Origin of the sequence: Bradyrhizobium sp. 45 (genome assembly GCF_023073155.1) — a bacterium.
Taxonomy (GTDB): domain Bacteria; phylum Pseudomonadota; class Alphaproteobacteria; order Rhizobiales; family Xanthobacteraceae; genus Bradyrhizobium; species Bradyrhizobium canariense_D.
The window spans coordinates 1-8918 of the sequence record NZ_JADPIX010000101.1 but is presented as its reverse complement, the minus strand read 5'-3'; the positions used below and the strand labels follow the sequence as shown (position 1 = coordinate 8918).

General features: G+C 58.8%; 7 protein-coding genes and 2 pseudogenes. 4 read left to right on the top strand and 5 right to left on the bottom strand.

Annotated elements, in window-relative coordinates; genetic code table 11:
* The first annotated feature begins 71 nt into the window (after window positions 1-71).
* Both IVB42_RS16560 and IVB42_RS16555 read left to right on the top strand, forming a co-directional pair.
* On the top strand, window positions 72-470 hold the full coding sequence (locus IVB42_RS16560; RefSeq protein ID WP_247397609.1) for a hypothetical protein: 399 nt from the start codon (window positions 72-74) through the stop codon (window positions 468-470).
* A gap of 860 nt (window positions 471-1330) precedes the next feature.
* A complete protein-coding gene (locus IVB42_RS16555) occupies window positions 1331-1777 on the top strand; it encodes a hypothetical protein (RefSeq protein ID WP_240543094.1) in 447 nt (148 codons plus the stop codon).
* A gap of 433 nt (window positions 1778-2210) precedes the next feature.
* Here IVB42_RS16555 and IVB42_RS16550 read toward each other — a convergent pair whose 3' ends face one another.
* From IVB42_RS16550 to IVB42_RS16535, 4 genes and pseudogenes are all read right to left on the bottom strand, one after another.
* A complete protein-coding gene (locus IVB42_RS16550) occupies window positions 2211-2579 on the bottom strand; it encodes a hypothetical protein (RefSeq protein ID WP_247397607.1) in 369 nt (122 codons plus the stop codon).
* A gap of 376 nt (window positions 2580-2955) precedes the next feature.
* Window positions 2956-4302 (bottom strand): annotated as a pseudogene (locus tag IVB42_RS16545) (IS701 family transposase).
* A 61-nt stretch (window positions 4303-4363) separates the two neighbouring features.
* Window positions 4364-5111: pseudogene (locus IVB42_RS16540) on the bottom strand (IS5 family transposase).
* A 220-nt stretch (window positions 5112-5331) separates the two neighbouring features.
* Window positions 5332-5532: a DUF6494 family protein gene (locus tag IVB42_RS16535; RefSeq protein WP_085349977.1), complete on the bottom strand. Its 201-nt coding sequence runs from the start codon at window positions 5530-5532 to the stop codon at window positions 5332-5334.
* 26 nt (window positions 5533-5558) lie between these two features.
* Here IVB42_RS16535 and IVB42_RS16530 point away from each other — a divergent pair, with 26 nt between their 5' ends.
* Together IVB42_RS16530 and IVB42_RS16525 are read left to right on the top strand one after the other, a co-directional pair.
* A complete protein-coding gene (locus IVB42_RS16530; RefSeq protein WP_247397942.1) occupies window positions 5559-5873 on the top strand; it encodes a hypothetical protein in 315 nt (104 codons plus the stop codon).
* A 1254-nt stretch (window positions 5874-7127) separates the two neighbouring features.
* Entirely contained in the window at window positions 7128-7337 is a 210-nt protein-coding gene (locus IVB42_RS16525; RefSeq protein ID WP_231188839.1) for a hypothetical protein, read from the top strand.
* Window positions 7338-7697: 360 nt separating this feature from the next.
* Here the strand turns inward: IVB42_RS16525 and IVB42_RS16520 are convergent, their stop codons facing one another.
* A complete protein-coding gene (locus IVB42_RS16520; RefSeq protein WP_247470583.1) occupies window positions 7698-8822 on the bottom strand; it encodes an OpgC domain-containing protein in 1125 nt (374 codons plus the stop codon).
* Between the last annotated feature and the right edge of the window lie 96 nt (window positions 8823-8918).

The following is an 8918-nucleotide window of genomic DNA, read 5'->3' as shown; positions in this document are numbered from 1 at the left end:
CCGACGTCACTCGACGATCGGTTACCTCAGCCCTGTTGAGTTCGAGCGCAAGGTGGGATTAGCTTAACCCGGTGTCCATCAAACCGGCAGCAGCTCACCAGGCTGCCGCCGGCCCCAGTTCGCCGGAGCTGGCGCTCCAGGGATTACCGCCGCAAGCGATCGAGCAGCTCAAGGCCAGCCAAGATCAAATCGTTCGCGACCTTGGCCAGCTCTCCGACCAGCTTACGGCGGTCCAGGCACAAATGGTGCGAGACAGAGCGGATGCCGCCGAGCAGCTTAGGATGGTCCAAGAACAATTGGCCGGAATCACCACCAACGCTTCCGAGCAGATCCTACGCCCCAAGACGCCAGTGCCGTTGCCCAGGCCAATTGCCGCCACGATCCGCAAACCTGTGCCAACCGTTCCGCGGCCGCAAGACAGGGGGCGGCCACACGCGCCGCTGCAGACCGACCAGGCCGTGCAGGACTAGGGATTAGCTGTTTTCAACGCGTCCGACCGCTGCGAGACCTCGGTGCGGAGCGCCGAGGGCTGTTGCTTGCTCCGCAGCTGCCGCCATCGCGCGGCTTGCAGCCCATAGCTCACTCGCAACCGGGAGGGAGATAATCGTCCCAATGTGGGGGATGGCGAAGCCTTTGGCGCTCTCCTTCCCTGTTAGATTGGGGCGGGAGCGCGACTGGCGTTCCCATCACCGGAGCTCTCCGCGGACGCTCAGATGGCACGCTCCTTGCCAATCAGTCGGACCAGTGATTTTCGTTGCGAGGAGACGTCTAGCAATGGGACCAAAAATTCGAATCTTCAAACGCCCAAAGCCCAATCTGGCACATGTTACCCGCAATCTGATGCAACTACTCGACGCGCTCGAGGATCTTGAGGAGCTGAGAGAGAAGGTCCGGCTAGCAGAAGCAACCCGAGTGTTACATTAAAGCGGCCACCTCCGTCAGAGCTGCTGACTAATCTGCAATGGCACCTTGAATCGGCAATAGTAGCTCGCGCGGTTTTGCGCTTTGCGTGCGACCAATCGAGGGCGCGCGTGCGGTCCAGCACTATGCGGCAGAACCCGCCATGGCGCAGAGGAACCGCGCCGGGGGATCATGGTTAACGGTCTGGCAAGGAGATCGTCCAATGCCCCATGCCGCCCCTTTGGTGCTCGCCGCCATCGTCGCCAGCTCAGCTCTGCTGGTCCTCGCGCCAGGAGGCGCCGCAAATGCTGGGTCGGCGGGTGCGGGCACGGGGACAAGCGCGAGCAGCGCCAGCGCTGGTCCGTCGGCGCCTGCCGGAATGGGGACGAATGCGGGTAGCGCCGGCGCTGGTCCCTCAGCGCCTGCCGGAATGGGGACGAAAGACACCGCCACCGGCGCAAATCCGAGCACCAACAATCAATTGAACAATCCGAACGTTGAACCCGCCACGCCGACAAAGTCGCGGACGGCCGCACAGGCCGCAAGAAATGTCGGGGTTGGTCACGCGCAAAATGGCCTGCCGATCGGGGCCATTGGGACGGGTACAAGCAACGAGGACCAGATCATCATCGGCTCATTACCCTCCCGAAACGCATCAGCCCCGGCAGCACAGGCCAAAGGAAACATCAGTGGTGGTCACGCGACAAATGGTCCCCCGGTCGGAACGTTTGGAAAGGGCCCCAGTCTTTCGGACCAGGTGAGCCGGCCGCGCGCCGCGCGAGCTGGCGATAAAGTGCTGGACGCCAAAGCGCAGGTCGAGCGACGAACAACCGTTTCGCCCAAACGCGTTCCCGGCATCACAAAGCGGGGTTTGTAGCTGCGAGCGAAGCGGCGAGCAGACTTGCGACCGAGATCCGGTGGGCTTCGCAGGGTCGGTCCCGATGGCTGGCGCCGCAACTCGCCTGCCAGAAGCCGGATGATTGAATCATTTAATATCGCGCCATTTAACTCAAGCCTTGAACCGGTCCTGCCGCGGCGCGCGCCCGGCCAATGTTCGACGCACAGCAGCTTGGTGCCGTAGACCTGATGCGTGCAAAACTCGGGTCTGTGCGGTTTCAGACCTTGATGTAGCTTTGATGGCACCCTGGCTGGGCGGACCTGCGGCGAGGTCGGAATGCCGAGGCCTCGCGCCGCGGCCACCAGCCCGTCCATCCAAAGTTGGTCCCATGGGCGACCGTGCCTATGCACCGCACGGTGAATACGCCGCTAACTAACAGTTAGGAGAACCAATATATTGTTTCCTGGTTGAATCATCCGTCATCCCGGAAAGCAAGGTTACTGTTTGCGTCGAGGATGAATTTAGAACCTGAGCCAAGACGATGAAGGACCTCAGGCGACGATTGGAGAGGCTCCGCGCGGACGCCAGAGACTTTGCTCTTATGAGTCAGTCGGCGACCGATGCCGAAAAGCGCGCGCTCTTTCAACGCTTGGCGGATGAACTCGCCTTCGAAGCTCTTGAGCTTGAGATCATCGTAAAACAACAAGGGCACTCGGATTCCAGCGAGCAGCACGAGGTCGTGGAATTTAAGCCATCCGCTCACAAGAAGCGCGGCTGATGCGGAAAGAGGCTGGGCGGTCGGCTTGTTTATCCGTCCCGCGCCCTGAACGATTTTAAGCATAGCTTCCACCAACGGCCGCTAAGGCACCTTCGCCTCATCCCATTGCGCATGGATCCAGATGTCGCGCGGTTCATCAGCTCGATCAGCTCGACCCGCGGGGCCGGCCACGTCCCAGGCGGCGTCCTTGCTCAAGCATTTGAGCGCAAGTCGCAGTATCCGGAGCTGGCACCTCGCTCAGATCGTGCAAGGTGACGATCGGCATCGCAGCCGCCCAGCAGCTCGGTCTCTGCAAGGTACCAGCGCCCAGCCGGACACCAACCCTTCGCGCGGCATCGACGACAAGGGGAAGAACGAAACCGCACATCGCGATGTTGCATCGGACCGCCTTGGAAAGAACTAGCACTACTTTGGCAGAATGTGTTTGCGCCACTGTTTTTCAAGGATTTGCTTTCGGCAATATGGGCACTGCTGAGACGGCGGCCGAAGGATGAGATCGACGATGGCGTGACGTACGGCGGGCATGGTTGGTTGAGGCGGAGGCCCGTTGATTCTTTTTTTTCCGCCCCGCGTATGCGAGGCGATGATGTTGCAGGAAGGCGTAGGCAATCATTGTCATCAGGGCGTGGCGATGCAGACCTTGCCATGATCGCCCTTCGAAGTGATCAAGTCCAAGCTCCTCCTTCAACTGCTGATGCGCCTGCTCACAAATCCACCGTGCCTTGATGGTGGCGGCCAGTGTGCGCAGATCCGTCGCCGCCGGAAGATTGGCGAGATAGTATTTCTTCTCCCCAGAGGCACGTTGCTCGCCAATGAGCCAAGCTTCGTCGCCTGGGAGATGCTGCTGACCTTTATCCCATATCCGCTGCGGAGGGCCGTCGGCGGTGCGGACACGGAGAGCAGCAAATCGGGCTTTTAGCCGATCTTTCGTCCCGCTGCGCCAACTCACGGTTTTCCATTTGGCGCTGGCCAGCATTTGTTCTGCCGCAATCGATAAGATATCGGGCACGTGGTGCTTTCGTGGTTTCCCGCGAACTTTAGTAATCGGCCAAATGAGCTTCACATCGACCGGATACACTCAGGTGCCGAGGGATACCGACAGCCCAGGCCAGCCCGCGCTCTGTTAGCCCTTGTCGAAACGGCGCGCTGAGGCCGTATCCTGCATCCGCCAGCACACATCCAAAGCGCACCTTGGCTGCCATCGCGCGGTCAATCTCGGCTAAAGCAATCTCCGGCTTGGACCGTGGCGTTCGCTGTTCGACTGGCACGCGAGCGCGCTTCAAACGAGACATGTCGCTCGTCCAACTGTCGGGCAGAAAGAGACGTAACGCGACCATCACGGGCACTTCGCCGCGCGCAAGCGTTAGAGACACCAGCGTTTGGCAATTTGCCGTTTTACCGAGAGCCGACGCGTATTGAGCCGCAACACCGACCGAGCGCTCACCCTTCTTCGGCAGTGAGGTGTCATCGATAACCAACACCGCATCGCTGCGCCGACAAGTCGGTCCGCCTGGTTGAGCAGCTCTGTCTCCAGCGGCGTCGCGTCCCAGACACCGTCCGCAATGAAATGGTGCAACTGGTCGTAGTTGCTCGTGGCAAGGCGTTCCGCCATCGGCTGAATGCTCTTGCGATCGCCAGGACCGATCAGTCCCGCAACATACAGAGGACACATCCGCTGTCGGGTCTTATGACCCAGCCGGTCCAAGAACGGCATCAGCCAGCGTTCGAGTTCGTCTTCCCATCCCGGCATGGTCAGCCCTCCAAGAGCCGACCACCCATGAATCATTGAAAAATTGATTCGGGAATCCTATAAAACGAGACAAAATCAACAATCTGCCAAAGTAGTGCTAGGACGCGGACTCATAAAGACGCAGCCATAGCCTGATTGACGCGAGCTGAACGAAGGCAAGGTAGTTGGCGGCTATGTACCGCCTCGCCACCCGACGACATTGTTTGATCCGGTTGAAGAACCGCTCAACCCGGTTGCGAGCGCGGTAGAGATATGGGCTGAAGCAGATCGGATCGCTGCGATTGCTCTTCGGCGGGATGTTGGCCCACGCGCGCTCTTCTTCATGGCAAGCTCCCTGATCCAGTCCGCGTCATAGCCACGGTCCGCAAGCAACATTGACCCGGATTTCAGACGAGACAGCAGTTTTCCGGCAAGTCGAACGGATTGGCCTTACCGGGGCTCAGCGCCAACCGTACCGGCAGACCATTGCTGTCGACCACCGCATGGATTTTGCGCGCCAAACCGCCGCGGGACCTTCCCATCGATTGGCTGGTTCCTTGCGATGCAGGCCCCATGCTGATGTACGCTGACAATGGAGGTGTCGATCATCTGGGTAGCGGCATCATGGGCAGCGGCAAGCGCTTTTATGATGCGGCCCCAGACGCCAGCCCGCCGCCGCCTGACGAAGCGGTTGTAGCAAGTGGTGTATGGCCCAAACGCCGCCGGCAGATCACGCGCCAGGGTGCTCCTGATCGAAGGATCCAGAAGAGGACCCGTCTGTCGTTCGACCGGGGGACGCCACGCGGCTTGTTCGGCAGCATCGGCTTGATAGCGGTCCATTCATAGTCAGCGAGTTCGTAGCGCATGATTCGAGCTCCAGTTCGGAAGTTTGAATCACGGCCATCCGGCCAAACGCAACGCTCATGGGCAGACACTGGTACGCGCCTTTTGGACAGGAACGGGCATCAACCATCCCGCACTCTGTGCCAAAACTGTCGAAAATGACCCAAAGCAGTCGTTGCTGGAAATCAACAGGATTGAATGCTCCACCAACAGGGCGGCAATGCCGGGGCGGCCGGGACATCGTCAGAGTGCGATTGTTTCCTCGACTACATGTTTCAGCGCCGTTCCCTCAGCCGACAGGGTCATTCGCAGTTTGAGCTGGCCACCTTTCACCGCCCCGCTGCGCACTAGGTTTTCGATTTCGCGCTGCGATGTAACTCCAACATGCTTCAGAAATTTACGGATAGCCATATTGAAGCGGTCTTCATCGAACTCGGCGGTCATGGCTGTTCTCCCTGGTCGGTCAGGCGATGTCTAACACGAGGCGAGCAAAGACCCAACATCGAGGCCCAACTCGCGTCACCCCCGACTTCCTCCTCAACCTGATTGCCTACAACGTCGGCCCGGAGCTGAAGACTACACCCGAGGCGGCGCAAGGTCGGCCGTTTGAGGTGGACCGGACACGGCTGGAGCTGTCGCCGACCGCCGCTTGTGACCCATGGCGGAAGTCAGTGACCGGTCAAAAAAATATTCCTTCGAAGGCCGCTGAAGTCATCTTCCATTTGTTCGGTTTTGGCGATTACACTGTTGCACTCGTATGGTACCCAATTTTTTTGATTTCATGACCTTGTCAGACGTCACCCGCCGCAGATTGATCGGCAGTCTCGCGGCCGGAGTAAGCGCGGTCTCGGTAACTTCATCAAGCATCAGCAGCGCACGTGCTCAATCCGCGCAAAAGACGTTTGTTCTTATTGGCGGAGCCTTTTACCAAGCTTGGTGTTCTCGTCACCGAGAGGCTCGAAAAGCAGGGCCACAAAGTCTATGCGCTTACGCTTACGGGATTGGCAGAACGCTCGCATCTCCTCAGCAGAGACATAAATCTCGACACGCACATCACGGACATCGCAAATCTCGTCGAATGGGAAGACCTCACGGACATTTGCCTCGTTGCTGGGCTGCCATAACTAAATTGTAGCCGAGCGATCCGTCTCGCTCGGCTTGCGAGTAGCCAGTGTGCGAACGACTTCCACACATGGCCCGTGACCGACCTCAGTTAGAGCGCTGCGAGGGCCGCTTCCGGGAGATGAGCCGACCCGATCATGCAAGCTGCCGAGGGCTGCCTTTGACCCAAAGCCGAACAAGTCAACGCGGGCGCTTTTCTCGGCCAGAGATCTCTGATGCTTCGTGGCTGCGAGCCTACGGCACGTTCGTCGCCACGGTGTGTGGCTAGAAAACAAAAGGCGCTGTCGCCGCAATCGGCGACGCATCGCCGAGACACCTGTGACTTTTGAACGTTTGCGGACTTCGTTCCTCGGCTTGCTCAACCCGGCTGCGAGGGTTCTGAAGCTCTGTCAGTTGAGATATTAGAAACCAAACGCGTTCGTGCAGAACTGTCATGCGGTTGTGCCCCTGACCAGGCCTACTCATCAGCGCGCCTTACTATGACTATTTAAAAACCGCCATTGTCAGGCCGGAGGACGTAAAATCACTCAGTTCAATTAGTAGTAGCTCAGGTTCGCTGAAAGTGCTGTGAAATACCTCATTATCGTGGAAAAGACGTGTCCGGTTTCATTTGCTTGTGAGGTGGGTACCAACGTCGGCGGATTAACCACGCGATCCGGTTTAATTTTAATGAGACAAAATACTGCTTGTTAGCCTAGGCGGTGCAGATCAACGTGCAGATATTGCCGTTTTCCGGGCTCGGCGGGATCGGAAAACTGACTCTGTAGAGGTGCAATCGCGATCGCTGCGATGGCTTGATTGGAAGTTACCTCTTCATTGGAGAATCTCGCCATGGTCGAACGTCGAGCAATGGAGCGGATACCGATCAACCGGGCGGCGCGGCTGTCGTTTGGTGGATGAGTGGGACCCATCCGTGCGTGGTGCGCGACATCAGCGCCCTGGGAGCCTGCATCTCCACGCCGTACTACATATTCGCCAGCGAATTTGCGCTATCGTTCGACGAACATTCCGAAACCTTCACCTGCCGCCTCATGTGGAGGAAGGAGACACTTTGCGGGGTGTGCTTCCTCCTGCGCCGCAGCTCGCCGAAATTGGCGAATGACGTGGTGCGGCTTGACCACCAATGATGTGCTGCCGACTCTGAGCATCCTTAAGCTCATGTGTCGACATAATTCCTCGCGTGCGCTGAGAGGCGATCGGGCGGCCGTTTTGGGCGACAAAGTCGAGCCCCTCCACAAGGTCCGCTGATTGAGGGATGGCAGACCAGATCAACTCACGTTCAGTTCTTCGCGTTTTGACCCGAAGCGGTCATGTTGCGATTTTGGGAGGAAGCATCTCAACGTTCGCATCACGCTGCAAATCGTGTCACCGCGTGAAGTTCGCAGCTTGATCGCCTCCCGGAAGAGAAGACGTGGAGGCTGGCCGTTGGCAGCCTTCTCCCGAATTTTGCCTGCTCGCCTCTCTGGCCAACAAGTTTCCTCAAGTCTTCAAATCAATCGTGGCTGCCTGGGTTTGATCCTGATTGAGTTCAGCAGCGTTGCGGCGGCGATCATCAGCAGGATGCCGGCGAGGCTGAGCGCGATCTGCATCGCAAGACCATTCGAGATGTCGGCCAGCGCTATTTGGCTGGCGAGCGCCAGCAGAACACCGAGACAATAGATTGCCAGCGAATTCTCCCCACAGCGGATCGCTGCGCGCATCAGCGGCATCGGCAGTCCTTGCCAATCGCGGGGTACGAGCCATACCGCCAAAATCGCAAGCGCTAAAAAATGCAGCAACCGCAAGGGAGCGAGATCCGATTTGTCGACTTGGTAAACCACACTGGCGAGCGCTTGTGGGACCAGATCTTCCAGGGTCGTGAGCCACCAACTCAATGCGACGATCAGGCTAAAAGTCAGATAGAGAACTGCAAGTACAAGCGCGATGCGGCAGGTCATCCAGGGCCAGACTCCCTTGCCCGCAATGACACACCAGGCGCCGAGCACAACCAGCAGCTGCCAAGCCAGCGGGTTGAAGAACCACACGTTGTTGGGCCAGGCCGGGACGGTCCAGCCGAAGACGTGTACCAGCGCATAAAGCAAGAGCGACGCGCCGAGTGTCACGTTCGGCACTCGCAACAGCAACCACAATAGTGGTGCAAACAAAAGATGATAAACCACGAAAATCGGCAAGACGTCGGTATTGACCGGACGGTATTGCAGGATCGCCGCATGCGCGAGCGCCGCACCCGGATGTTCCAGCAAAAGGCGCGTGTTGCTCTCGTCAGCGATCCGGCCACCGCCGGTTAGGTAGACCATGATGGCGCAAGCTATAGTGAGCAATAGAAATGCAGCATAAATGTCCCAGCTTCGCCACAGCGTACGGGTGATGACGCCGGGCCAGCCATCGCGCGAATGTGCGCTGCCGTAAGCCAGTGCGCAGGTCACACCCGAGACGAACATGAATACTTCCGCGCTATCACTGAAGCCGTAGTTCCGCAGCGTCAGCCAGCTTCCGATGTTGTTGGGGAAATGATTCAAAAAGATGCACCAGAGCGCGAGGCCGCGGCAAGCATCGATGCGTAGGTCGCGGCCTAGCCCTTTCGGCTCCGGCCGCGGGCCCGCCAATGGCATCGCAGGCGCCGCGAGCAACTCGGGTTCGGGCTGCGGATGCAGTCCGCGCAACGCGTTTCGCTCGATCTCCGCCAGCATCCGGCGACTGTCAATGTT